Origin of the sequence: Pseudomonas sp. ARP3 (assembly GCF_001029595.1) — a bacterium.
Classification (GTDB): Bacteria; Pseudomonadota; Gammaproteobacteria; order Pseudomonadales; family Pseudomonadaceae; genus Aquipseudomonas; species Aquipseudomonas rhodesiae.
In genome coordinates this window covers 151191-176316 of record NZ_LEKF01000018.1, presented here as the reverse complement: position 1 = coordinate 176316, position 25126 = coordinate 151191, and the positions used below count along the sequence as shown (strand labels likewise).

Here is a 25126-nt window from a genome sequence, read left to right as displayed (position 1 = left end):
CGATGGCGCGCATTGTATACCTCATGCTTTGTCCCGCGCACCGTGACCTGGCTCAATGGCTAGTAGGCGGCCCGGTAGATTTTCTCGATGTCAGCCGCGCTGAGCTTGCGCGGGTTGTTGCGCATCAAGCGCTCAATACCTGCCGCCTCCGCAGCCATGGCAGGGATGGCATCTTCGGTTACCCCGAAACTGCGCAGCCCAGAGGGGATCTCCACATCGGCGCACAGGCGCGTCATCGCCTCGACGGCCTGATCGGCGGCAGCGTTGACACTCAAGCCGGCCACATTCACGCCCATGGCCTCGGCGATGTCGCGCATGCGTTCGACACACGCCAATTTATTCCACTGCATCACGTAGGGCAGCAGCAACGAATTACTCACGCCGTGACCGACGTTGTAGCGCCCACCCAGCGGGTACGCCAAGGCATGCACCGCGCCCACGCCGGCGTTACCAAAGGCCATGCCGGCCATCAGGCTGGCGGTGGCCATGTCGTCACGAGCCTTCAGGTCAACCGGATTGGCGTAGGCCTTGGGCAACGCATTGACGATCAGCTTGATCGCGCCAATGGCCAGGGCATCGGTGATCGGCGAGGCATTGAGCGACAAGTAGGATTCGATCGCGTGCACCAGCGCGTCCACGCCACTGGCGGCGGTGACGCTGCGCGGGCAGGTCAGGGTCATTTGCGGGCTGATCAGTGCGACATCCGGCAATAGGTAATCGCTGACGATGCCTTTTTTCAACTGGGCAGCCTTGTCGGAGAGGATCGCCACATTGGTCACCTCCGAGCCGGTGCCGGCGGTGGTGGGAATCGCGATCAGCGGCGGGCCTTTGCGCGGCACTTGGTCAACACCGAACAAATCCTCCAGCGCGCCGTGGTAACCGGCATAAGCGGCCACGCTCTTGGCAATGTCGATGGCGCTGCCACCGCCCACGCCGATCAAACCGTCGTGCCCGCCGTCGCGGTACGCCTGCATGCAGTCTTCGACAATGGCGATTTCCGGGTCGGGTTTTACGCGGTCGAAAATCTCATAGCTGCGCCCGCCCAAATGCTCCAGAGCCAGGGCCACCGTGCCGGACTGAACCAGTGCGGCATCGGTGACAATCAGTGGGTTATCCACATCCAGGCGCGTCAGCTCGGCGGCCAGTTGCTCGATGGCACCGGCGCCGGTCAGCAGTTTGTGGGCGATCTTGAATGAGGAAGTACTCATGTGCGCGGCCTCTTTTTGATGGATGGGCTGGCACAAGAGTAGCTGACTGAAACAGGTTGTCTTTCATTCAGCGGCTGAATGGTCACAGAACCTATGTGGGAGGAGGCGTGTCCCTTCCCACATAGGTTCTGCGCTGGACTTTACACCTGAGCAGTACGCAGTTTTTCACTGCGCCCGCGCAGCCATTCCAGGGTCAGCAGCAACAATACCGAGAACGCAATCAACAACGTCGCCGCCGCGGCAATGGTGGGGCTGAGGTTTTCGCGGATGCCGCTGAACATCTGGCGCGGCAAGGTCGCTTGCTCGGGGCCGGCGAGGAACAGCGTCACCACCACCTCATCGAACGAAGTGGCGAACGCGAACAGCGCTCCGGAAATTACCCCCGGCGCAATCAGCGGCAACGTCACCCGACGGAATGCGGTCAACGGCGACGCCCCCAGGCTGGCCGCCGCCCGCACCAGGTTATGGTTGAAGCCCTGCAAAGTGGCCGACACGGTGATGATCACGAACGGCACACCCAACACCGCATGCACCACGATCAGCGAGAAGAAGCTATTGCCCAGGCCCAGCGGCGCGAAGAACAGGTAGCTGGCCACGCCGATGATCACCACCGGCACGACCATCGGCGAAATCACCAAAGCCATCACCAGCGCCTTACCGGGGAAGTCGCCGCGGGTCAGGCCGATGGCCGCCAAGGTGCCGAAGACCATGGCCAGCACCGTGGCCGCCGGGGCGACGATGATGCTGTTTTTCAGGGCGCGCATCCACTCCGCCGAGGCGAAGAAATCTTGGTACCAGTGCAGAGAGAAGCCTTGCAGCGGGTACACCAGAAAGCTGCCGCTGTTGAACGACAGGGGGATGATCACCAGCACTGGCAGTATCAGAAACAGCAGGATCAGGCCGCAGAGAATCCGCAAGCTGTAAAACCACACCCGTTCCACCGGTGACATATAAGGGCTCAGCATCGCAAGGTCTCCTTAGCTCAGGCGCAGGCGGCTGGCGCCGACCAGCCGGTTGTAGATCAGGTACAGCAATACGGTCGCCAGCAGCAGCAAGCCGCCCAGTGCCGTGGCCATGCCCCAGTTGATGCTGGTGTTGGTGTAGAAGGCCACGAAGTAGCTGACCATCTGGTCGTTCGGGCTGCCCAGCAGCGCCGGGGTGATGTAGTAACCAATCGCCAGAATGAACACCAGCAGGCAACCGGCGCCGACGCCGGCGTAGGTCTGCGGGAAGTACACGCGCCAGAAACTGGTGAACGGGTGGCAGCCCAGGGAAATCGCCGCGCGCATGTAGGTTGGCGAGATACCCTTCATCACGCTGTAGATCGGCAGGATCATGAACGGCAGCAGAATGTGCACCATGGAGATATAGACCCCGGTGCGGTTGAACACCAACTCCAGGGGTTTATCGATCAGGCCCATGCTCAGCAGCGCGCTGTTGATCAGCCCGCCGGATTGCAGCAGCACGATCCACGCCGCCACCCGCACTAGGATCGAGGTCCAGAACGGCAACAGCACCAGGATCATCAATAAGTTACTTTTGCGTGCCGGCAGATTGGCCAGCAGGTACGCCAGCGGGTACGCCAGCAGTAAGCAGATGGCGGTGATCACCAGGCCCATCCAGAACGTACGGGCGAAGATATCCAGGTAGATCGCCTGATCCGGGGTGGCCGGCGCCACTTCGCCGAGGTCATCGATGCGGTGATCCACCGCCGCCAGCAGATAGAACGGCGTAAAGCTGTTGGTGTTGCGCCGGATCGCCTGCCAGTACGCCGGGTCGCCCCAGCGCTCGTCGAGGTTTTCCAACGCCTCTTTATAAGACCCGGGCACTTCGGTAAACGGCAGCGCCCGTGCGGTTTTGGTCAGCAGGCTGCGATAGCCGGCCAGTTCCATGTTCAAGCGTTTGGACAGATCGCCCAGGGTCTGATTTTTGCGCGCTTCGCCCAAATCTTCGCTGAGTGCCTGATACACCGGTTCGCCCGGCAGACCACGCCCATCCCAGGTTTTCACCGCCACCACGGTCCGCGGCAAACCGCCTACCACTTCTGGGTTACCGACGCTTTTGTAGAGCAATGCGACGATTGGCACCAGAAACACCAACAGCAGGAACAGCACCAGCGGCGCAATCAACGCTTGGGCTTTCCAGCGATTGAGCCGCTCGGCACGCGCCAGGCGCTGCTTGAGGGTGGGGCTGTTGACCTCGTTCGAGGGAACGGCGATGGCCATGGCTGACTCCGAATCTTGAAAATGAATGCAATCTTTCACACACAAGAAATCCCTTGTGGGAGGGGCTTGCCCCCTCCCACAGGGTTATGCGGTGTTACTTCGCAGCCCAGGAGTTGAAACGCTGTTCGAGCTGCTCACCGTTATCAGCCCAGAAGCTCACGTCGATCTGCACCTGATTGGCGATGTTCTCCGGGGTGGTCGGCATGTCCTTGAGGATGTCCTTGGCCAGCAGCGGTACGGCTTGGGTGTTGGCCGGGCCGTAGGCAATGTTTTCCGAGTAGGTCTTCTGCTGCTGCGGCGCGACCGAGAAGGCGATGAACTTCTTCGCCGCTTCGGCGCGGTCCTTGGCCAGGCCTTTTGGAATAGCCCAGGCGTCGAAGTCGTAGATACCGCCGTTCCACACCACTTTCAGGTTGCTTTCTTTCTGCACGGCGGCGATACGACCGTTGTAGGCCGAGCTCATCACTACGTCACCAGAGGCCAGGTACTGCGGCGGTTGCGCGCCGGCTTCCCACCACTGGATCGACGGTTTGAGTTCATCGAGCTTTTTGAACGCACGGTCCTGGCCATCTTTGCCGGCCAGCACTTTGTAGACGTCTTTGGGTGCGACGCCGTCGGCCATCAATGCAAATTCCAAGGTGTACTTGGCGCCTTTGCGCAGGCCGCGCTTGCCCGGGAATTTCTTGGTGTCCCAGAAATCCGCCCAGCTGGTTGGCGCGGAGGCCAGTTTGTCAGCGTTGTAGGCCAACACCGTCGACCAAACGAAGAAGCCCACGCCGCACGGCTGGATCGCGCCCTTCACGTAGTTCGCGCTGTCGCCGAACAGTTTCGGGTCCAGGGGCTCGAACATGTCTTCGTCGCAACCGCGGGACAGTTCCGGCGACTCCACTTCCACCAGGTCCCAGGACACGCTCTTGGTGTCGACCATGGCTTTGACCTTGGCCATCTCACCGTTGTACTCACCGGCGACGATCTTGCCGTTGCCCGCGCTTTCCCACGGTGCATAGAAGGCCTTGACCTGTGCCGCCTTGTTCGCGCCGCCAAATGACACGACGGTCAGGTCCGGGCCGGCCATGGCGTGCGTTGCGCCCATCAAGCCAATTGCCAGGGCCGAATACTTCAGGGATCTCAACATTGTTGTTCTCTCCACGTGCAGGGTTGGTGAAGCCATGGGGGCGATCAATTCGCCTCTAGAAGTGGGTCGAGTGCGCGAACGTGCTCGACTTGCCAGCCAATCGGTACCACGTCGCCGACTGCCAGGGCTGGGTCCAGCTCGGCGATCGGTTGTTTCACAAAAAAATCGGTCTTGCCGCAGACTTCCAGGCGCACCCGCACGTGGTCGCCCAGGTAGATAAATTCCGCCACACGCCCCGAGAAGCGGTTGACGCAGCTTTCGCTGGAGCCATTGAGGCTGACGCGCTCCGGGCGCACCGACAACGTCACCGGGCCGCCGACCTGGCCGACGTTCACCGCCAGCGCCTCAACCTTCTCGCCCCGCGCCAGCTCCACTACGCAGCGTTCGCCGCTGCGGCTGTGCAGGCGACCGTTGAGACGGTTGTTTTCGCCAATGAAGTTAGCCACGAAGGTGTTCTTCGGCTCTTCATACAGGGTGCGCGGCGCGGCTATCTGCTGGATCTCGCCCTGGTGGAACACCGCAACGCGGTCGGACATGGTCAAGGCTTCGCCCTGGTCGTGGGTCACATACACCACGGTCACGCCGAGGCGCTGGTGTAGGTGCTTGATCTCCATCTGCATGTGTTCGCGCAGTTGTTTGTCGAGGGCGCCGAGGGGTTCGTCCATCAGCACCAACTGCGGTTCGAACACCAGCGCTCGGGCCAAGGCCACGCGCTGTTGCTGACCGCCGGAGAGCTGCGCCGGGTAGCGCTGGGCGAAGGCGTCGAGCTGGACCATGCTGAGCACGCGTTTGACGCGCTCGCTGATGTCGGTCTTGCTCAAACCGCGCACCGACAACGGGAACGCCAGGTTCTCGGCGACAGTCATGTGCGGGAACAACGCGTAGTTTTGGAACACCATGCCGATATCGCGCTTATGCGGCGGCACGTTGTTGATAGAGCGCCCGGCCAGCTGGATCTCACCGGCGGTCGGGGTTTCGAAGCCGGCGAGCATCATCAGGCTGGTGGTCTTGCCCGACCCTGAGGGCCCGAGCAAGGTGAGGAACTCGCCCTTGCGGATCTCCAGGTTGAGGTCTTTGACGATCAGGTTCTCGCCGTCGTAGCTCTTCTGCACGCCACGAAAGCTGACCAGCACATCATTTGAATCCACCTCGCTCATACCCGCACCTTTTATTTTGGACTGCTGTGGCACAAGCGTAGTCCAGGGGCGAGGCCCCGGAAATCGGGGGCCAGGAGAGAATATCATCAGCCGGTTGGAAGGTTGGGGGTAGGGATCGCCCTACACCGATGGCGGGTACTGGACAGTGCAGCGGCAAGAACCCCGCTGCAAGCGGCAAGAATGGGTGCGGCGCGGTTTTGCGGGGTGTCGCAAATAGATATGCCGCTACAGAAGCTTGTGTTCCATGGCGTACCGCACCAGCTCGGCCAGGGAGGTGATATTAAGCTTCTGCATCAGGCGCGCCTTGTGGGTGCTGATGGTCTTGCTGCTGAGGGCCAGTTGCTGGGCGATGTCATTGACATTGGCGCCCTGCGCCAGGCGTTCGAACACCGAGAACTCGCGCTCCGAAAGCAATGAATGCAGTGGGCGGGCATCGGTGAGGCCGACTTCGAAGACCATCCGGTCGGCCAGGTCCGGGTCGATATAGCGCCCACCGGCCGCTACCTTGCGAATCGCCGTCAGCAGCAACGCCGGATCACTGTCCTTGGTGGCGTAGCCGGCGGCGCCGACCTTCAAGGCCCGCGCGGCCATCTGCGCTTCGTCATGCATCGACAGCACCAGTATCGCCGGCGGGTTGTTCAATGCCCGAATCCGCGCAATCGCTTCCAGGCCATTGACGCCCGGCATGGAGATGTCCAGCAGCACCACCTCACAGGCGACGTGGCGCAACGTCTCCAATAACTGCTCGCCATTGCTCGCCTCTCCCACCACCTGCAGGTCTTTGGCCAGGCCGATCAATTGCTTGATGCCTTCACGGACGATGGTGTGGTCTTCGGCTACCAGTACACGGATCACAAGGCTTTCCTCTTATTGTCAGGCATCCAATGGCACCGTCACGCTCAGGGTGGTGCCCTCCCCCAGCTCGCTGTGCAGGCTCAGTTGCCCGCCCATGATCAACACCCGCTCGCGCATGCCCACCAGGCCGAACGAGGTCGCACGGCCTTGTGCCTGAACGAAGCCGACGCCGTCGTCGCTGATGGTCAGGCGCAGGTCGGTGCCTTCAATCGCCAGGCTAAGTTCCACAGTATGCGCCTGGGCATGGCGCATCACATTGGTCAGCGCCTCTTGCAAGATACGAAACAGGCCGACGGCCTTTGCGTCGCTCAGGGCCGGCAGGTTATCCGGCACCTGCACCAGGCAAGGAATGTGCGTGCGCGCTTCAAAGCGCCGGGCCTGCCACTCGATGGCCGAGGCAATGCCCGCGTCGAGAATCGGCGGGCGCAGCGCGGTGGCCACGTCGCGCACCAATTGGAAAAGCTGGGCGATCAGGCGCTTCATGCTGTTCAGGCGCTCATGCAGGCCGGGGTCCAGCTGCGCGTAGGCCAGCTCGCACATGGAGGTTTCCAGCTTGAGCACGGTGAGCATCTGCCCGAGTTCATCGTGCACTTCACGGGCAATGCGGGCCTTTTCTTCTTCGCGCACGGTTTCCAGGTGGGCCGACAGCTCGCGCAATTGCGCCTCGCTTTGCAGCAAGGCGGCCAGGGTGCGGCGCAGTTCGGTGACGTCGTTGAGGTACACCACCAGGTACTCGGCATCGGCAAAGCGCACAAAACTCAAGGAAACGTTGGCCGGCAGGATGCTGCCATCGGCGCGCAAACAATCGGTGGCGAAATTCTGCGGCCCTTCTTCGCTGGCCCGTGCGCGTTTCCACAGATTGAGCCAGCGATCCATGTCCAGCGTGGGGTCGAGGTCAACCAGCGGCCGCTCGATCAAAGCGCCGGGGCCATAACCGAGCATGTTTTCGGCCGCACGGTTGGCGTAGCGCACATGACTGTCCCAGTTCACCCAGAGAATGCCAACGGTGCTTTGATCGATGGAGAACTGCGTCAACCGCAACGCCTGGGCACCGGCCGCACGGGCGGCGCTTTCTTCGCGGGCGGCAAGCAGGTCGTGTTCCAGTTGGCGTTGGTGGCGACGCTGCCAGAACACCACCGCCAGGCTGGCGAGCAGCAGCAGGCACAGCAACAGGCTCAGGTTCTGCCATAGCCCCGGGGACTGCGTTAGCCGGGGATATTGGGGTTGCAGCCAGCGGTTGTGCAGTTGGTCCAGGTCACGGGCGGGAATGGCACGCAGCGCGCTTTCCATGATGCCGGCCAGTTCCGGCCATTCGCGGCGGGTGGCTACACGCAAGAGTTGCGGTAGGCCGATATCACCCACCACCGCCAGCCCGGCGAATTCCGCTTCGGCGGACAGACGACTCAGTTGCGCTTCATCCACTACGGCATAGCGGGCCTGTTGGCTGACCAGCAATTGCAGGGCCTGGCGCTCCATGGGCACGCCTTGCAGATTGAGATTGGGGTATGTGCTGCTGAGGTAATCGGCCACGGCACTGGGCATGCGCACCGCGACGCGGGATTGATCATTGAGCTTTTCCAGCTCCACGGCAGCGCCGCCCTCACGGATGCCCACCACACGCTGAGGCACGCGCATATAGGGGTCGGTGAACAACCACAGGCGCAGACCGGCCGGGGTTTGCTGCAGGCCGGGAGCCATGTCTACCTCGCCCTCGCGTACGGCCTCTTCCAACTGCTCCTGAGTGGGAAAGTTGCGCCACGTCAGTTCGATATTCAGCGCCTTGGCCAGCCACTGCATCAATTCGACATTGGCCCCCGACAAACGCTGTAGGCGCCGATCGTACTGCGCGTAAGGCGCTTGCAGCACTACGCCGACCCGCAGCTCCGGATGCTCAGTCAGCCATTGGCGCTGCTGCGCAGTGAGTTGCGCCTGCGGTATGCCAGGCGCGGGGGCGGCGTTTCCCATCAAGGCAACGCACAAACAGCCGATAAGCAGCAGACAGCGAAAACCCATGATCCACGTCTCACATCACTGACAAATACTGACCAACCCATTAGGCTGCTGGAATCACTTCTGGCCGGGAATTAACGATGCCCTTTCACCACCGTTCGGCACTGCCAGCATTGTGCCTGTCGCTGCTCTTTACCAGTGCCTTTTCTGTACAGGCCGCTGACGCTCCCGCGCCAGAAGCCGAAAAACCCGTAGCGCGCCAGCCCCTGCCGGAACGCAGCCAGGCTGAAGCCAGCGCCCTGGAACGCACAATCCCACAGCAGGAGCAGCAGCAATTGCAGGCTGGTAGCGATTCCTTCCTGGCCCTGTGGAAACCCGCCAACAGCGCCGAGCCCGAGGGCGTGGTGATTATCGTACCGGGCGCCGGGGAAAATGCTGACTGGCCGCAAGCAATCGGCCCTTTACGCCGCAAATTGCCGGATGCCGACTGGGGCAGCCTGAGCCTGTCGTTGCCGGATGTGAGCGTAGACACCCTGCCGCCGCGCGTTATGGAAGCGCCCAAAGCCACGGTCGACACCAGCAGCAAAGAAGCCAGCACCGCGGATAAACCCATCGAACAAGCCGCCAGCGCCGAAGCCGAGGGCACCGACCCGTCGGTGGTTCCGGGCGCCGACGAGCAGGATAAGACCGATGCCTCGCGCATTTTTGATCGCATCGACGCCGCCGTGGCCTTCGCCCAAACCCAGAGTGCGCGCAGTGTAGTGCTGCTCGGCCATGGCACCGGAGCTTGGTGGGCGGCGCGCTACTTGACCGAGAAGCAACCGTCCCAGGTGCAGAAGTTCGTCATGGTCGACGCCAAGACACCCAATGGCCGTCAGCCGGACGTGCAGCAACTGGCCCCCGGCCTGAAAATGCCGACTGCCGACGTTTTCTATCAAGACAACACGCAGTCCAGCAAAAACGCCATGGCTCGCCTGCAGGCGGCCAAGCGGTTGAAGAATGACGGCTATAAACAGGTGTCGCTCAAGACCCTGCCCGGCAACAGCGCCGCTGAGCATGAACAGCTTTATCGCAGGATCAGAGGCTGGTTGAGCCCCCAAACAACACAAAACTGAAGTGGGAGGGGCAAGCCCCCTCCCACATTTTTGATTGCAGCTATACCTAGAACGGTGGCGACTAGCGAAAATCCCGGCGTTCGCGAATCAACGCATAGGCGTTGTGCAACTCGCGGGTGCGCTCGGTGGCCTCGCGTACCTGCGCTGGGCTGGCGCCGGTGCCGGCGATTTTGTCCGGATGGTGACGGCTGAGCAGGCGACGGTAGGCGCGCTTAATCGTTGACGGGTCCGCGGTGGCCGTCACCCCCAGCAACCGCAGGGCGTCCTGATACGTTGCGCTGCGATTGACCAACGGCTTGCGCTCGGGCGCGTAGTCAGCGGCCAGCGCCTTGAGTTGTTGCGGCGTCCAGCCGAGCCAGCGCCCCCACTGCTCGATCAGGTCGCGCTCGGCGTCATCCGCACGGCCGTCCGCCCAGACCATCCGCCAGCAGGCGCGCAGCACGCCTTCGGCCGCATGGGGCTGAGCCTTGAGCACGCGCAGGTATCTACGCACCCGGTCGGACCCGGATTTGCCCCGATTGAATGCCGCAATCGCACGCCGCTGAGCTGATTCGGTCATGTCCAGGGCGCGCATTTCTTGCCGCGCCTGCTGAATATGCCCATCCACCACGCGGCCATTGCTCTTGGCCAGCCGCCCCAGCAACACAAACAGCAATTCGTCATTGCGTAACGCCGGGCGACCGCCCAGGCGCTCGCGCAACTGCGCCCAACTGCGCAGTTGCAGGCGACGATCCAGCGCCTGCCCCAGCAGTGCCCCCAACAAAGCCCCCGGAATACTGGCAATGGCATAGCCAGCCCCGGCGCCGATCAGCGTCCCTGGCCACAACATGTTACTGCCCCGCTATGAGCAGGGATTCGACTTGCGCCAGGCGCTCCAGCGTACCGACATCAATCCAGCGTCCTGCCATGTGCTCCCCCGTTACCTGACCTTTCGCCATGGCCGCGCGCAACAGCGGCGCCAACTTGAAGGCACCCGCGCTGCAACCTTCAAACAACTTGGGGTCGAGCACGGAAATGCCACTGAAGGTCAGGTTATCGGCACCGGGCGCCGCATCATGAAGCAGACCGTGATCCAGGTAGAAATCACCGCCCGAAGGGTGATGCGCCGGGTTATCCACCATCACCAGATGCGCCAGCCCCTTGAGCGGTTGCTTGAGCTGGGCGAAATCGTAGTCAGTCCAGATATCGCCATTGACCACCAGAAAAGGTTGATCCCCCAGCAATGGCAGTGCCTGGAAAATTCCGCCGCCGGTCTCCAGCGGCTCACCCTCCGGGGAGTAACGGATGCGCAGCCCGAATTGCGCGCCGTCGCCCAGATAGCTTTCGATCTGCTGACCGAGCCAGGCGTGGTTGATCACGATGTCGGTGAAGCCGGCCTTGGCCAGCGCCTCCAGGTGATACTCGATCAGGCGCTTGCCACCGGCCTGCACCAATGGCTTGGGGGTATGCAAAGTGAGCGGACGCATCCGCTCGCCTTTGCCCGCGGCCAGGATCATGGCCTTCATACAACGGCCTCGGCCGGCTGGCGCAGGCTGACCAACAGCTCGGATAGTTCACTCAACTGCGGACGCTCAGCCACTACCGCTTCTATATAAGCGAAGAAGCGCGGCACGTCGGCCAAGTAGCGAGGCTTGCCATCGCGATGGCAGATGCGCGCAAAAATGCCGATGACCTTGAGATGGCGCTGCACGCCCATCAAGTCGCTGGCACGCAGGAATTCATCGAAGTCCGCCTGCACCGGGATGCCAAGTTTCATGGCCTGCGCCCAATAACCACGCTGCCATTCCCGCACACGGGCCTGGGGCCAACTAAGAAAGGCGTCTTTGAACAGACAAGTGATGTCGTAGGTGACCGGACCATAAACCGCATCCTGGAAATCCAGCACGCCCGGGTTCGGCTCGCTGATCATCAAGTTGCGTGGCATATAGTCGCGGTGCACCAGCACTTTGGGCTGCGCCAGGGCGCTGTCGATCAACCGATCGCTGACGCACTGCCAGAGGGCTTGTTGGTGGGTATCCAATTCGATACCCAGGTGTCGGCGCACGTACCACTCGGGAAACAGTTCCAGCTCGCGCCGCAGCAAGGCGACGTCATAACTGGGCAGCGGCGCATCCATCGGCAATTGCTGAAAAGCCAGCAAGGCATCGATGGCCTCGGCGAATAATTGATCGGCGTTGTGCTCGTCGATCACGTCCAGGTAGGTTTTTGTGCCCAGGTCATTGAGCAAAAGAAAGCCTCGCGGCAGATCTTCTGCATAAATTTTCGGAACATTTATCCCAGACCTCGCAAGTAAATGCGCGATATCGACGAAAGGTTTGCAGTTTTCCTGGGGGGGTGGCGCATCCATGACCACGAAAGTTCGGCCACCTCCCTCCCAACGGAAATAGCGCCTGAAACTCGCGTCGCTGCTGGCCGCGGTCAATGTGGCCGGGGGTACGGCACCCCAGCCGTGAGCGTTGAAAAGGATCGGCAACTGCTCATCCAGCCAGACTTCCAGCTGTTGTAAACGTAGATCTTGCTCGGGCATTACAAGGGTCTCCGACGGCGCTAGCCGTCAAGCGGGTCATGCTTTATTATCACGCATCTTTTTCAGACCATCGAGAGGCGTGCGGCCCACACCGCGGGCAGATGGCACGCAGGAAGCCCGGACTAATAAGATGGCATTGAAATCCCCCGCGTTTCGTAGAAAATTTCCGTTGCTGGTAACCGGCAGTCTGCTGGCCATGCAACCTTTCGCCACCTCATTCGTGGTCGCCGCGGAACAGTATGACTGCTCAGTCTCTGCTTCGGGTGCCTGGGATTGCGCGCCGAAAACCGCCGCTGCCCCGCTACCACCGCGCCCGGTGCATGACGGTGCAGCCGTCAGTTCGGCCAACAGCACGGCGCAAGCCGATGCCGGTGGTAGCACTGAGGCCGAGCCCAAGACCGCACTGGTCACCGAAGCCAAGGGCCGCGGCCTGCGCTCGCGCAGCGCCGACTATAGCCACTTGGACTGGGTGCCTCGCGAAAAGTTGACCGCGGCCCAACTGGCCGAAACCGGTCCTTACTGCGCCGGTGCGTACGTCGAACCGACACGTCCTGGCATGAACGACAAGACCAACAAGAGCGACGCGCCGACCTTCATCGGCGCCAAGGCCTCTCGTTACGAGCAGGAATCGCAAGTTGCGACCCTGGCCGGTGATGTCGTCATGCGCCAGGGCAGCATGCAGCTCGAATCCCAGGAAGCCAGCCTGTACCAGGCCGAGAACCGTGGCGAGCTGAACGGCAACGTGCGTCTGCGTGACAACGGTGCGCTGATCGTCGGCGACCACGCCCAGGTTCAGTTGGACACCGGCGCCGCCCAGATCGATAACGCCGAATACGTGATGCACAAGTCGCGCATCCGCGGCAGCGCGCTGTACGCCAAGCGTGCCGAAAACGCGATCATCCGCCTCAAGGACGGTACGTACACCACCTGTGAGCCGGACAGCAACGCCTGGCAGCTCAAAGGCAACAACATCACGTTGAACCCGGCCACCGGTTTCGGTACGGCGACCAACGCGACGTTGCGGGTCAAGAACATCCCGATCCTGTATACGCCTTATATTTATTTCCCAATCGACGATCGTCGTCAGTCCGGCTTCCTGCCGCCGAGCTTCGCCACTGGTGGCGAAACGGGCTTTGCGCTGACCACGCCGTACTACTTCAACCTGGCGCCTAACTACGACGCCACGTTGTACCCGCAATACATGACCAAACGCGGCCTGTTGATGGAAGGCGAGTTCCGCTACCTCACCAAGTCCAGCGAAGGCCAGTTCGGCGGCGCGTACCTGAACGACGACAACGACGAGCGCAGCAAACAGACCGATTACGAAAAAACCCGCTATATGCTCAATTGGCAGCATAAGGGTGGGTTGGATTCGCGGTTGTCGACTCAGGTCGATTACACCCGAATCAGCGATCCTTATTACTTCCAGGATCTGAAAAGCAACCAGATCGGTGTGGAATCCCAGGACGCACTCAACCAACAGGGTTCGGTGACCTACCGCGGCGATTCCTACCAGGCTCGGTTGAATCTTCAGGCTTACCAGCTAGCGACGATTTCCCAGATCACTCCGTATGATCGGTTGCCGCAGATCACCTTTAATGGTCAATTGCCGTATCACCCTGGCGGGTTGAACTTCAGTTATGAGACCGAAGCTGTCCGCTTTGAACGCAGCCTCGAAAACGGCACGTTTACCGATGAAAACGGCCTCGTTTCTGCTCGCTTGGATACATTCGTCACGGGCCTTACTCGTGCCAACGGTACCCGTTTGAACGTAGCACCAGCCGTCGACTATCCGATGAATTGGACTTACGGTTTCATTACGCCGAAGCTGAAGTATGTCTACACCAAGTACGATCTTGACCTAGACAGCACAGGCAAAAACCAGATCATTGCCGCGCAAAATGCGGCAACGGCAACTAATCCTTATGCTGGCGGCAGCTTCAAAAGCTCGCAAGACCGTGCGATTCCAGTCGCGAGTATTGATAGCGGCCTGTATTTCGACCGCAACACCAATTGGTTTGGCAAAGACTATCGTCAGACCCTTGAACCGCGTGCGTTCTACTTGTATGTCCCGAACAAGGACCAGAGCGATATTCCGGTCTTCGACACCAGCGAGTACTCGTTCAGCTACGGCTCGCTGTTCCGCGACAACCGCTTCAGCGGTGCTGACCGGATCGGTGATGAGAACAAGCTGTCTTTGGGCGTCACCAGCCGTTGGATCGAAGAAAACGGTTTCGAGCGTCAGCGCGTCAGCGTCGGCCAGGCTATCTACTTCAAAGATCGCGAGGTCCAACTGCCAGGCATCCTGGCAGCCGACCGTGCCGATGCACAATCCGACGTATCCCCTGTCGCCCTGGAATACGAATTCCGCTTCAACCGCGACTGGCGTGCCACTGCCGATTACAACTGGGACACCGAGGAACACAGCGCTCGCTCCGGCAGCGCAATGTTCCACTACCAGCCGGAAGACAACCCCAACAAGGTGGTCAACCTCGGTTATCGCTATCGTAACGACCAAGTGGTCTACAACCAGCTGACCGGCAAATGGCAGTTCGGTGGGGACTACGGCACCGAAGGTCAACCGAACTTCGTGAAGGATTACTACAAAATCCAACAACACGACTTCTCGATGATGTGGCCGATCATTCCGCAGTGGAACCTGATCACCCGCTGGCAGTATGACTATGCCCGCAACCGCACCCTGGAAGCGTTTGGTGGTTTCGAGTACGACAACTGCTGCTGGAAACTGCGCGTCATCAACCGTTACTGGGTATCCAACGACGAATACACCCAGATCGCCCCCCTTAACGAAAAGGGTGACCACGGGCTCTTCTTCCAGATCGTCCTCAAAGGACTCGGCGGCCTGACCGGCGCCAAGGTAGAGAGCTTCCTCGACAAAGGCATTCAAGGTTATCGTGAACGTGAAGATCAAGCTTTCTGATTGTCTGCGCCCGCTCCTGCTGGGCGCGCTATTCCTTGGGACCGCATCGGCGCATGCCGCGGTCCAGCAGTTGGACAAGGTTGTGGCCATCGTCGATAACGACGTGATCATGCAGAGCCAACTGGACCAGCGGGTCAAGGAAGTTCAGCAAACCATCGCCAAGCGTGGCGGTGGCGTGCCACCTACCAGCGTCCTGGATCAACAGGTACTGGAACGCTTGATCGTCGAGAACCTGCAATTGCAGATCGGCGAACGTTCCGGCATTCGCATCTCGGACGAAGAGTTGAACCAGGCGGTAGGCACAATTGCTCAGCGCAACAACATGAGCATCGACCAGTTCCGCGCCGCCCTGGCGCGTGACGGCCTGTCCTATGAAGATGCCCGTGATCAGATCCGCCGTGAAATGATCATCAGCCGTGTACGTCAGCGCCGTGTGGCCGAGCGGGTTCAGGTGTCCGAGCAGGAAGTGAAGAACTTCCTCGCCTCGGACCTGGGCAAAATGCAGCTTTCCGAAGAACTGCACCTGGCCAATATCCTGATTCCGACACCGGACAGCGCCAACTCCGAACAGCTCAACGCAGCCGCCGCCAAAACCAAAGCGATCTACGATCGCCTCAAGGCCGGTGCCGATTTCGCGCAAATGGCCATCGCCCAGTCCGGCAGTGACAACGCCCTTGAAGGCGGTGATATGGGCTGGCGTAAAGCCGCTCAATTGCCACCGCCGTTCGACCGTGAACTGAGTTCGATGGAGGTCGGTGGCATTACCCAACCAGCACGCACGCCGGGTGGTTTCATCATCCTGAAGCTGCTGGAGCGCCGTGGTGGCCAGACCTCACTGAAAGACGAAGTACATGTTCGTCACATCCTGGTCAAACCGAGCGAAATCCGTAGCGAAGCGCAAACCAAGGAGCTGGCCGAGAAGATCTACGACCGCATCCAGAACGGTGAAGACTTCGCCACCCTGGCCAAGAGCTTCTCGGAAGACCCGGGTTCGGCCCTTAACGGCGGCGACCTGAACTGGATCGACCCGAAAGCACTGGTGCCAGAGTTCCAACAAGTCATGGCCGATACCCCGCAAGGTGTGTTGTCCAAGCCGTTCAAGACTCAATATGGCTGGCATGTGCTGGAAGTCCTCGGCCGTCGCGCCACCGACAACACCAGTCAGGCCCGCGAACAGCAAGCGCTGAACGTACTGCGCAACCGCAAGTACGATGAGGAGCTGCAAACTTGGCTGCGTCAGATCCGTGACGAGGCCTATGTGGAAATCAAGCTGCCAGGCGCCGAGCAAACAGGCACCGACCAGGCAGTTCAGTGAAACCTCAGCGTTTCGCGGTGACACCCGGCGAGCCCGCCGGCATCGGTCCAGACCTGTGCCTGCTGCTCGCCTCGCAACCTCAGCCACACCCCCTGATTGCCATTACCAGCCGCGACCTGCTCCTTGAGCGGGCCGCGCAGCTGGGTGTGGCTGTGGATTTGCTGGACGTGGCACCGGGCAACTGGCCCAACGTGCCGGCACCGGCAGATAGCTTGTATGTGTGGGACACCCCACTGCACGCCAAGGTCGTGGCCGGGCAGCTGGATACGGCCAATGCGGCGTTTGTGTTGCAAACCCTGACTCGCGCCGGGCAAGGCTGCCTCGATGGCGACTTCGCGGGCATGATTACCGCGCCGGTGCACAAGGGCGTGATCAATGAGTCCGGCATCGCGTTTTCCGGTCACACCGAGTTCCTTGCCGAGCTGACCCACACCACACAAGTCGTGATGATGCTTGCCACCCGTGGCTTGCGTGTGGCCCTGGTGACCACGCACCTGCCGCTGCGTGAAGTTGCCGACGCCATTACCTCCGAGCGTTTGGAGCGCGTGACGCGCATCTTGCATGCCGACTTGCGCCAAAAATTCGGCATCGCCCAACCGCGCATCCTGGTCTGCGGGCTTAACCCCCACGCCGGTGAAGGCGGTCACCTGGGGCATGAAGAAATCGACATCATCGAACCCACCCTGGAGCGTCTGCGCCAAGAAGGCATGGACCTGCGCGGCCCACTGCCCGCGGACACTCTGTTTACCCCCAAATATCTGGAGCACTGCGACGCAGTGCTGGCGATGTACCATGACCAAGGGCTGCCGGTGCTGAAATACAAAGGCTTCGGCGCCGCCGTAAACGTGACTCTGGGCCTGCCGATCATCCGCACCTCCGTCGACCATGGCACTGCCCTGGACTTGGCGGGCAGCGGCAAGATCGATACCGGCAGCCTGCACGTGGCCCTGGAAACCGCCTATCAGATGGCCGAGACCCGTATATGACCGAGCATTACCAACACCGGGCGCGCAAGCGCTTCGGGCAGAATTTCCTGCACGACGCAGGCGTGATCGACCGCATCCTGCGCTCCATTCACGCCAAGCCCGAAGACCGCCTGCTGGAAATCGGCCCAGGCCAGGGCGCACTGACCCAAGGCTTGCTGGCCAGTGGCGGACAGTTGGACGTGGTGGAGTTGGACAAGGACCTGATCCCGATCCTCAATCAGCAATTCGCCGGAAAGTCCAACTTCAACCTGCATCAGGGCGATGCGCTGAAGTTCGACTTCAATAGCCTCAACGCCGCGCCTAATAGCCTGCGCGTGGTCGGCAACCTGCCTTACAACATCTCCACACCGCTGATCTTCCACCTGCTGAACAACGCAGGGATCATCCGCGATATGCACTTCATGCTGCAAAAAGAAGTGGTGGAGCGCCTGGCCGCTGGCCCTGGAGGCGGCGATTGGGGTCGACTGTCGATCATGGTTCAGTACCACTGCCGCGTCGAACACCTGTTCAACGTTGGGCCGGGCGCCTTCAACCCGCCGCCGAAAGTTGATTCGGCCATCGTACGCCTGGTCCCCCATGCCGTGCTGCCACACCCGGCCAAGGATCATCGCTTACTGGAGCGCGTGGTACGCGAGGCGTTCAACCAGCGTCGCAAAACCTTGCGCAACACGCTCAAGGCGCTGCTGAGTAACGCGGAAATCGAAGCCGCTGGCGTGGACGGCAGCCTACGTCCCGAACAACTGGACCTGGCCGCATTCGTGCGCCTGGCCGACCAGTTGGCCATCCAGCCTGCGCCAGCCGCAGACTGAAGCCTGCCGTGCATGGGCCAGACGGCATGTCTGGCCTAGTGCCCACCTCTTGGCCTAGACTGATCCGCATCTGCTGTCTTCCGCTTTTGCTTTTAAGGCCTCTTGCATGTCCGATCCTCGCTACCAGATCGACGTCAGCGTCGTCACCCGCTTCCTGGCGGAACAATCGCAACCTGAACAGAACCGCTACGCCTTTGCCTACACCATCACGGTGAAAAACAACGGGCTGGTGCCGGCTAAACTCCTCTCTCGCCACTGGGTGATTACCGACGGTGACGGCCAGGTCGAAGAAGTCCGCGGCGCCGGCGTTGTCGGCCAGCAGCCATTGATCGACAGCGGCGCCAGCCACACTTACAGCAGCGGCACGGTGATGACCTCCAAGGTCGGAACCATGCAGGGCTCCTATCAAATGAAAGCCACCGACGGTCATTTATTCGACGCCATGATCAAACCATTCCGTCTCGCCGTGCCCGGAGCCCTGCACTGATGGCGACGTATGCGGTCGGTGACCTGCAAGGTTGCCTGGAGCCCCTCAAATGCCTGCTGGAACGGGTCGCCTTCGACCCGGCGCAGGATCGCCTGTGGCTGGTGGGTGATTTGGTCAACCGTGGCCCCGAGTCGCTGGAAACCCTGCGCTACCTGTATAACCTGCGACATTCGTTGGTTTGCGTGTTGGGCAATCACGACCTGCACCTGCTGGCAGCGGCGAATAACATCGAACGTCTGAAAAAAGGCGATACGCTGCGGGAAATTCTCGAAGCACCTGACCGCGACGAACTGCTCGACTGGCTGCGTCGGCAAAAGATCATGCATTACGACGAAGGCCGCCGCATGGCGCTGGTGCATGCCGGCATCGCGCCGCAATGGACGCTGAAAAAAGCCCTCAAATGTGCAGCCGAAGTCGAACACGCTCTGGCCGACGATAGCCTGTACACCGCCTACCTCGACGGCATGTACGGCAACGAGCCGGTTAAATGGGATAACGACCTCACCGGCGTCGCTCGCTTGCGGGTCATCACCAACTACTTCACGCGCATGCGTTTCTGCACCGCCGAGGGAAAACTGGACCTCAAAAGCAAGGAAGGCGCGGACACCGCATTGCCCGGCTATAAGCCCTGGTTTGCCCATAAAGAACGCAAAACCCGTGACACCAAGATCATCTTCGGCCACTGGGCGGCCCTGGAAGGCCAGTGCGATGAGCCCGGCGTGTTTGCCCTCGACACCGGTTGCGTGTGGGGCGGCGCCATGACCTTGATGAACATCGACACCGGCGAGCGTCACCGCTGCCAATGCCAACCCCCTCTTCCCGTTACACAGCCGGCCGCCGCCAAGCGCTAGACGCCGCTTGCCGCCCGCCCAAGGAGCCCGCCATGAGCGAATTCAAACGTATCCCTCCCGAACAAGCCCAGGCCCTGCGCGAGCAAGGCGCGGTAGTAGTCGATATCCGTGACCAGCCGACCTACGCCGCTGCGCACATTGCTGGCGCCAAGCACTTGGACAACGTCAACATCGCTGACTTTATCCGCGACGCCGACCTCGACGCACCGGTGATCGTGGCGTGCTACCACGGTAACTCCAGCCAGAGCGCAGCCGCGTATCTGGTCAATCAAGGCTTCTCCGACGTCTATAGCCTGGATGGCGGGTTTGAGCTGTGGCGTGCGACCTTTCCTGCAGACATCGCATCAGTCGATTCGCAATAATTTTTTTCACACCCCGCTACCCCGCGTGACGCTTGGGCTCGCGCCGTTTCTGACGAACGGCGCGGTCAAACTAATTACGTATCGCGCCTTGACCTCTCCGATTCCGAACTATCCTTAAGCGCAGGCCATCCGAATCAGGGGAGAGCCGGTACACCGGCGTGCGGGTCATCGGTAACGTTTCAGGGTGTTCTGGGGGGAAAACAACCATTGGCGATCGTCGATGGTTGCCAGCATCGACTGATTGATCCGGCGTCGGCTCCACGTATCGAGCGAGGTGACGACGTCATGAGTATTTTTAGCCACTTCCAACAACGCTTCGCATCCACACAGCAGGAGGAACTCACGCTTCAAGAGTATCTCGAGCTGTGCAAGCAGGACCGCAGTGCCTACGCATCCGCCGCCGAGCGCCTGCTGTTGGCCATCGGTGAGCCGGAGCTGGTAGACACCTCGAACAATTCGCGTCTGTCGCGAATATTTTCCAACAAGGTGATCCGCCGTTACCCGGCCTTTGAAGACTTCCATGGCATGGAAGAGTGCATCGATCAGATCGTCTCCTACTTCCGCCACGCCGCCCAAGGCCTGGAAGAGAAGAAACAGATCCTCTACCTGCTCGGCCCCGTCGGCGGCGGCAAGTCGTCCCTGGCAGAAAAGCTAAAACAACTGATCGAGAAAGTGCCCTTCTACGCCATCAAGGGTTCGCCGGTGTTCGAATCGCCTCTTGGCTTGTTCAACGCTACGGAAGATGGCGCAATCCTCGAAGAAGACTTCGGCATACCACGGCGCTATCTCAATACCATCATGTCGCCCTGGGCCACCAAACGCCTGGCCGAGTTCGGCGGCGATATCAGCCAGTTCCGCGTGGTGAAGCTTTATCCATCGATCCTCAATCAGATCGGCGTGGCCAAGACTGAACCGGGGGACGAGAACAACCAGGATATTTCCGCATTGGTGGGCAAGGTCGATATCCGCAAACTGGAAGAATTCCCGCAGAACGACGCCGACGCTTACAGCTACTCAGGCGCATTGTGCCGGGCCAACCAGGGCCTGATGGAGTTCGTGGAAATGTTCAAGGCACCGATCAAGGTGCTGCACCCACTGCTTACCGCGACCCAGGAAGGCAACTACAACAGTACCGAAGGCCTGGGCGCCATTCCATTTACAGGCATCCTGCTGGCCCACTCCAACGAATCGGAATGGCACACCTTCCGCAATAACAAGAACAACGAGGCGTTCATCGATCGGATCTACATCGTCAAGGTGCCGTACTGCCTGCGGGTCAGTGATGAGATCAAGATCTACGACAAGCTGCTGTTCAACAGCTCCTTGTCCAAGGCTCATTGCGCGCCCGACACCCTGAAGATGCTGGCCCAGTTCACCGTGCTGTCACGGCTAAAAGAGCCGGAAAACTCCAACATCTACTCAAAAATGCGGGTGTACGACGGCGAAAACCTCAAGGACACCGACCCCAAGGCCAAGTCTATTCAGGAATATCGCGACTCCGCTGGAGTAGACGAGGGCATGAATGGCCTGTCGACCCGCTTCGCGTTCAAGATCCTGTCCAAAGTGTTCAACTTCGATCCCCACGAGATTGCCGCCAACCCGGTACATCTGCTGTATGTGCTGGAACAGCAGATCGAACAGGAGCAGTTCCAGGCCGAAACCCGCGAACGTTACCTGCGATTCCTCAAGGAATACCTGGCACCGCGCTATATCGAGTTTATCGGCAAGGAAATCCAGACTGCGTACTTGGAGTCCTACAGCGAATACGGCCAGAACATCTTCGACCGCTACGTGTTGTATGCGGACTTCTGGATCCAGGATCAGGAGTACCGCGACCCCGAAACCGGCGAAATTCTCAACCGCGTAGCGCTCAACGAGGAATTGGAAAAAATCGAAAAACCGGCCGGCATCAGCAATCCGAAGGATTTCCGCAACGAAATCGTCAATTTCGTACTGCGCGCCCGTGCCAACAACAACGGCAAGAACCCTACCTGGCTCAGCTACGAGAAGCTGCGGGTGGTTATCGAGAAGAAAATGTTCTCCAACACCGAGGATCTGCTGCCGGTCATCAGTTTCAATGCCAAGGCCAGCAAGGAGGATCAGCAAAAACACAACGACTTCGTTACTCGAATGGTCGAGCGTGGCTATACCGACAAACAGGTACGCCTTCTTTCGGAATGGTACCTGCGGGTCCGGAAATCGCAGTGAGAGAAGCAGCTGTAAGCTTCTAGCGACAAGCGGCAAGGGAAAAGCGACAGAGCCCGTCAGTGGGCTCTGCCTTGCGGCTTGAAGCTCACGACTTGAAGCTCCCCGGAGGGGCCCCATGAGCTATGTGATCGACCGACGCCTCAATGGCAAGAACAAGAGCACGGTAAACCGCCAGCGTTTTCTGCGGCGTTACCGTGACCACATTAAAAAGGCGGTTGAAGAAGCCGTCAGCCGCCGTTCCATCACGGACATGGAGCACGGCGAACAAATCAGCATCCCAGGACGTGACATCGACGAACCCGTCCTGCACCACGGCAGAGGCGGCAAACAGACCGTCGTGCATCCTGGCAATAAGGAGTTCACCACGGGTGAGCATATCCAGCGTCCCCCAGGCGGTGGCGGCGGCAAGGGCCCGGGCAAAGCCGGCAACTCCGGTGAGGGCATGGATGAGTTCGTGTTCCAGATCACTCAGGAGGAGTTTCTCGAATTCATGTTCGAGGATTTGGAACTGCCTAACCTGGTAAAACGCAACCTGACCGGCACCGACACCTTCAAGACCGTACGCGCCGGCATCAGCAACGAAGGCAACCCCTCACGGATCAATATCATCCGCACCCTGCGCTCAGCTCACGCGCGGCGGATCGCCTTGTCAGGCAGTAGCCGCGCCAAGCTGAAGCAGGCCAAAGAGGAACTGGCGCGCTTGAAGCGGGATGAGCCGGACAACTTCGGTGATATCCAGGAGATAGAGGCAGAAATCGAAAAACTCAGTGCACGCATTCACCGCGTGCCGTTTCTCGATACGTTCGATTTGAAATACAACTTGCTGGTCAAACAACCCAATCCCAGCTCCAAGGCCGTGATGTTCTGCCTGATGGACGTGTCCGGCTCCATGACCCAGGCCACCAAGGACATCGCCAAACGTTTCTTTATCCTGCTGTACCTGTTTCTCAAGCGGAACTACGACAAGATCGACGTTGTGTTTATCCGCCATCACACCAGCGCGCGGGAAGTCGACGAAGAGGAGTTTTTCTACTCGCGTGAAACCGGCGGCACCATTGTGTCCAGTGCCTTGAAGCTGATGCAGGAGATCATGGCCGAGCGCTACCCGGCCAACGAATGGAATATCTACGCCGCCCAGGCCTCGGACGGTGATAACTGGAACGACGATTCACCGATCTGCCGTGACATTCTGATCAACCAGATCATGCCGTTCGTGCAGTACTACACTTACGTCGAAATTACCCCCCGTGAGCACCAGGCCCTGTGGTTCGAATACGAGCGTATCGGCGAAGCGTTTGCCGACACGTTCGCCCAGCAGCAATTGGTCTCGGCCGGCGATATCTACCCGGTCTTCCGTGAACTCTTCCAGCGCAGGTTAGTGACATGACCGCCAAAAAAGAGACTAAGCGCCAACCCCTCTCCACCGGGTCCGAATGGACCTTTGAACTGATCCAGGCCTATGACCGGGAAATCAGCCGTATTGCGGCGGGTTATGCCCTGGACACTTACCCCAACCAGATCGAGGTGATCACCGCCGAACAAATGATGGACGCCTATGCCTCGGTCGGCATGCCCCTGGGCTACCACCATTGGTCATACGGCAAACACTTCCTCAGCACCGAAAAGTCCTACAGTCGTGGCCAGATGGGCCTGGCGTACGAAATCGTCATCAACTCCGACCCCTGCATCGCTTATCTGATGGAAGAAAACACCATCTGCATGCAGGCGCTGGTCGTGGCCCACGCCTGCTATGGGCATAACAGTTTTTTCAAGGGCAATTACCTGTTCCGCACCTGGACCGATGCCAGTTCAATCATTGATTACCTGGTGTTCGCCAAGCAGTACATCATGCAATGCGAGGAGCGGCACGGCATCGATGCGGTGGAGGATCTGCTCGACTCCTGCCATGCCCTGATGAACTACGGGGTCGACCGCTACAAACGGCCTTATCCGATTTCCGCCGAGGAAGAGCGCCTGCGCCAGAAAGAGCGCGAAGAGCATTTGCAGAAACAGATCAATGATCTATGGCGCACGATTCCAAAACGCGCCGGCAAAAATAACGATAAGGATAATGCGCGCTTCCCCGCCGAACCCCAGGAAAACATCCTGTATTTCCTCGAAAAACACGCGCCGCTGCTGGAGCCCTGGCAAAGAGAAATCGTGCGTATCGTGCGCAAGATCGCCCAGTACTTCTACCCTCAACGCCAGACCCAGGTAATGAACGAGGGCTGGGCAACCTTCTGGCACTACACGCTGATGAACGACCTTTATGATGAAGGCCTGGTTACCGACGGCTTTATGATGGAGTTCCTCACTTCCCACACCAGCGTGGTGTTCCAGCCGGGTTTCGACAGTCCCTATTACAGCGGCATCAACCCCTATGCGCTGGGCTTTGCCATGTACCGCGATATCCGGCGCATGTGCGAAAACCCCACCGAGGAGGACCGTCGTTGGTTCCCGGAAATCGCGGGCAGTGACTGGCTGTCCACGATCAAGTTCGCCATGAGCAGCTTCAAGGATGAGAGTTTTATCCTGCAGTACCTGTCACCCAAGGTGATCCGCGACCTCAAGCTGTTCAGCATTCTGGATGACGATCTCAAGGACGATCTGGTGGTACCGGCCATCCATGACGAACCGGGCTACCGCATCATCCGCGAAACCCTGGCCGCGCAATACAACCTGGGCAATCGCGAACCCAATGTGCAGATCTACAGCATTGATGTACGCGGCGACCGTTCGCTGACGTTGCGTCATCAACAGCACGATCGCAAACCGTTGGGCGACTCCACCGATGAAGTCCTCAAGCACCTGCATCGGCTATGGGGTTTCGACATCCATCTGGAAACCTTACAAGGCGATCAGGTCATGAAAACCCACCATGTCCCGCCGCGCAGCGATCACAATGACAACGACTATGGCCGCCTGGACATGGCCGTCGTGCATCTCTGAAGCAGCAAAGCCTCCATCGGTCAGGCACAGACGGTATCCTGTGCAG

The 25126-nt window shown here is 60.0% G+C and carries 21 protein-coding genes; 11 read left to right on the top strand and 10 right to left on the bottom strand.

Annotated features, from left to right (window positions below):
* Positions 1–59: 59 nt before the first annotated feature.
* From ABX75_RS19965 to ABX75_RS19935, 7 genes are all read right to left on the bottom strand, one after another.
* Entirely contained in the window at positions 60–1208 is a 1149-nt protein-coding gene (locus tag ABX75_RS19965) for an iron-containing alcohol dehydrogenase (RefSeq protein ID WP_034101051.1), read from the bottom strand.
* Between the two features lie 140 nt (positions 1209–1348).
* Positions 1349–2173 carry an ABC transporter permease gene (locus ABX75_RS19960; RefSeq protein ID WP_034115270.1) on the bottom strand — a complete coding sequence of 275 codons (825 nt, stop codon included), beginning with the start codon at positions 2171–2173 and terminating at the stop codon, positions 1349–1351.
* 12 nt (positions 2174–2185) lie between these two features.
* Positions 2186–3433, bottom strand: a complete 1248-nt coding sequence (locus tag ABX75_RS19955) for an ABC transporter permease (protein WP_034101053.1) — start codon at positions 3431–3433, stop codon at positions 2186–2188.
* Between the two features lie 94 nt (positions 3434–3527).
* Positions 3528–4568 (bottom strand): ABC transporter substrate-binding protein, encoded by a 1041-nt coding sequence (locus ABX75_RS19950; protein ID WP_034101055.1) that lies wholly within the window; start codon positions 4566–4568, stop codon positions 3528–3530.
* A gap of 44 nt (positions 4569–4612) precedes the next feature.
* Entirely contained in the window at positions 4613–5725 is a 1113-nt protein-coding gene (locus ABX75_RS19945) for an ABC transporter ATP-binding protein (protein ID WP_040267156.1), read from the bottom strand.
* Positions 5726–5950: 225 nt separating this feature from the next.
* Positions 5951–6580: a response regulator transcription factor gene (locus tag ABX75_RS19940; RefSeq protein WP_034101058.1), complete on the bottom strand. Its 630-nt coding sequence runs from the start codon at positions 6578–6580 to the stop codon at positions 5951–5953.
* Between the two features lie 18 nt (positions 6581–6598).
* Complete coding sequence (locus ABX75_RS19935; protein ID WP_047882514.1) at positions 6599–8593, bottom strand: histidine kinase; 1995 nt, start codon at positions 8591–8593, stop codon at positions 6599–6601.
* Positions 8594–8670: 77 nt separating this feature from the next.
* On the opposite strand from ABX75_RS19935, the gene ABX75_RS19930 reads away from it, so the two are divergent.
* On the top strand, positions 8671–9645 hold the full coding sequence (locus ABX75_RS19930; RefSeq protein ID WP_047882513.1) for an alpha/beta hydrolase family protein: 975 nt from the start codon (positions 8671–8673) through the stop codon (positions 9643–9645).
* Between the two features lie 61 nt (positions 9646–9706).
* Here ABX75_RS19930 and ABX75_RS19925 read toward each other — a convergent pair whose 3' ends face one another.
* From ABX75_RS19925 to ABX75_RS19915, 3 genes are read right to left on the bottom strand one after another with little or no spacing between them, the layout of a single operon-like run.
* Entirely contained in the window at positions 9707–10474 is a 768-nt protein-coding gene (locus tag ABX75_RS19925; protein ID WP_047882512.1) for a TerB family tellurite resistance protein, read from the bottom strand.
* A 1-nt stretch (position 10475) separates the two neighbouring features.
* Positions 10476–11150, bottom strand: a complete 675-nt coding sequence (gene murU / locus ABX75_RS19920; RefSeq protein ID WP_034101063.1) for an N-acetylmuramate alpha-1-phosphate uridylyltransferase MurU — start codon at positions 11148–11150, stop codon at positions 10476–10478.
* Positions 11147–12172, bottom strand: coding sequence for an aminoglycoside phosphotransferase family protein (locus ABX75_RS19915; protein WP_034101064.1), 1026 nt, complete (start codon positions 12170–12172; stop codon positions 11147–11149). The genes murU and ABX75_RS19915 overlap by 4 nt, the downstream gene beginning before the upstream one ends.
* A 130-nt stretch (positions 12173–12302) precedes the next feature.
* Between ABX75_RS19915 and ABX75_RS19910 the strand changes: the two genes are divergently transcribed.
* The 10 genes from ABX75_RS19910 (at position 12303) to ABX75_RS19865 (ending at position 25080) form a co-directional block, all read left to right on the top strand.
* On the top strand, positions 12303–15113 hold the full coding sequence (locus ABX75_RS19910) for an LPS-assembly protein LptD (protein WP_047882511.1): 2811 nt from the start codon (positions 12303–12305) through the stop codon (positions 15111–15113).
* On the top strand, positions 15088–16428 hold the full coding sequence (locus ABX75_RS19905) for a peptidylprolyl isomerase (protein ID WP_034115275.1): 1341 nt from the start codon (positions 15088–15090) through the stop codon (positions 16426–16428). Before ABX75_RS19910 ends, ABX75_RS19905 begins: the two co-directional genes overlap by 26 nt.
* Positions 16425–17414 (top strand): 4-hydroxythreonine-4-phosphate dehydrogenase PdxA, encoded by a 990-nt coding sequence (gene pdxA / locus ABX75_RS19900; protein WP_047882509.1) that lies wholly within the window; start codon positions 16425–16427, stop codon positions 17412–17414. Before ABX75_RS19905 ends, pdxA begins: the two co-directional genes overlap by 4 nt.
* Positions 17411–18223: a 16S rRNA (adenine(1518)-N(6)/adenine(1519)-N(6))-dimethyltransferase RsmA gene (gene rsmA, locus ABX75_RS19895; RefSeq protein WP_034101068.1), complete on the top strand. Its 813-nt coding sequence runs from the start codon at positions 17411–17413 to the stop codon at positions 18221–18223. The genes pdxA and rsmA overlap by 4 nt, the downstream gene beginning before the upstream one ends.
* A 106-nt stretch (positions 18224–18329) precedes the next feature.
* The gene (apaG, locus tag ABX75_RS19890) at positions 18330–18710 is read left to right on the top strand and encodes a Co2+/Mg2+ efflux protein ApaG (RefSeq protein ID WP_034101069.1); all 381 of its coding nucleotides are present in this window, start codon (positions 18330–18332) and stop codon (positions 18708–18710) included.
* Complete coding sequence (locus ABX75_RS19885) at positions 18710–19561, top strand: symmetrical bis(5'-nucleosyl)-tetraphosphatase (protein ID WP_034101071.1); 852 nt, start codon at positions 18710–18712, stop codon at positions 19559–19561. Before apaG ends, ABX75_RS19885 begins: the two co-directional genes overlap by 1 nt.
* Before the next feature lie 32 nt (positions 19562–19593).
* Entirely contained in the window at positions 19594–19923 is a 330-nt protein-coding gene (glpE, locus tag ABX75_RS19880; protein WP_034101073.1) for a thiosulfate sulfurtransferase GlpE, read from the top strand.
* A 285-nt stretch (positions 19924–20208) separates the two neighbouring features.
* On the top strand, positions 20209–22131 hold the full coding sequence (locus tag ABX75_RS19875) for a PrkA family serine protein kinase (RefSeq protein WP_034101074.1): 1923 nt from the start codon (positions 20209–20211) through the stop codon (positions 22129–22131).
* A 115-nt stretch (positions 22132–22246) separates the two neighbouring features.
* On the top strand, positions 22247–23518 hold the full coding sequence (locus ABX75_RS19870) for a YeaH/YhbH family protein (RefSeq protein ID WP_034101075.1): 1272 nt from the start codon (positions 22247–22249) through the stop codon (positions 23516–23518).
* Positions 23515–25080 carry a SpoVR family protein gene (locus ABX75_RS19865; protein WP_034101076.1) on the top strand — a complete coding sequence of 522 codons (1566 nt, stop codon included), beginning with the start codon at positions 23515–23517 and terminating at the stop codon, positions 25078–25080. The genes ABX75_RS19870 and ABX75_RS19865 overlap by 4 nt, the downstream gene beginning before the upstream one ends.
* Positions 25081–25126: the final 46 nt, after the last annotated feature.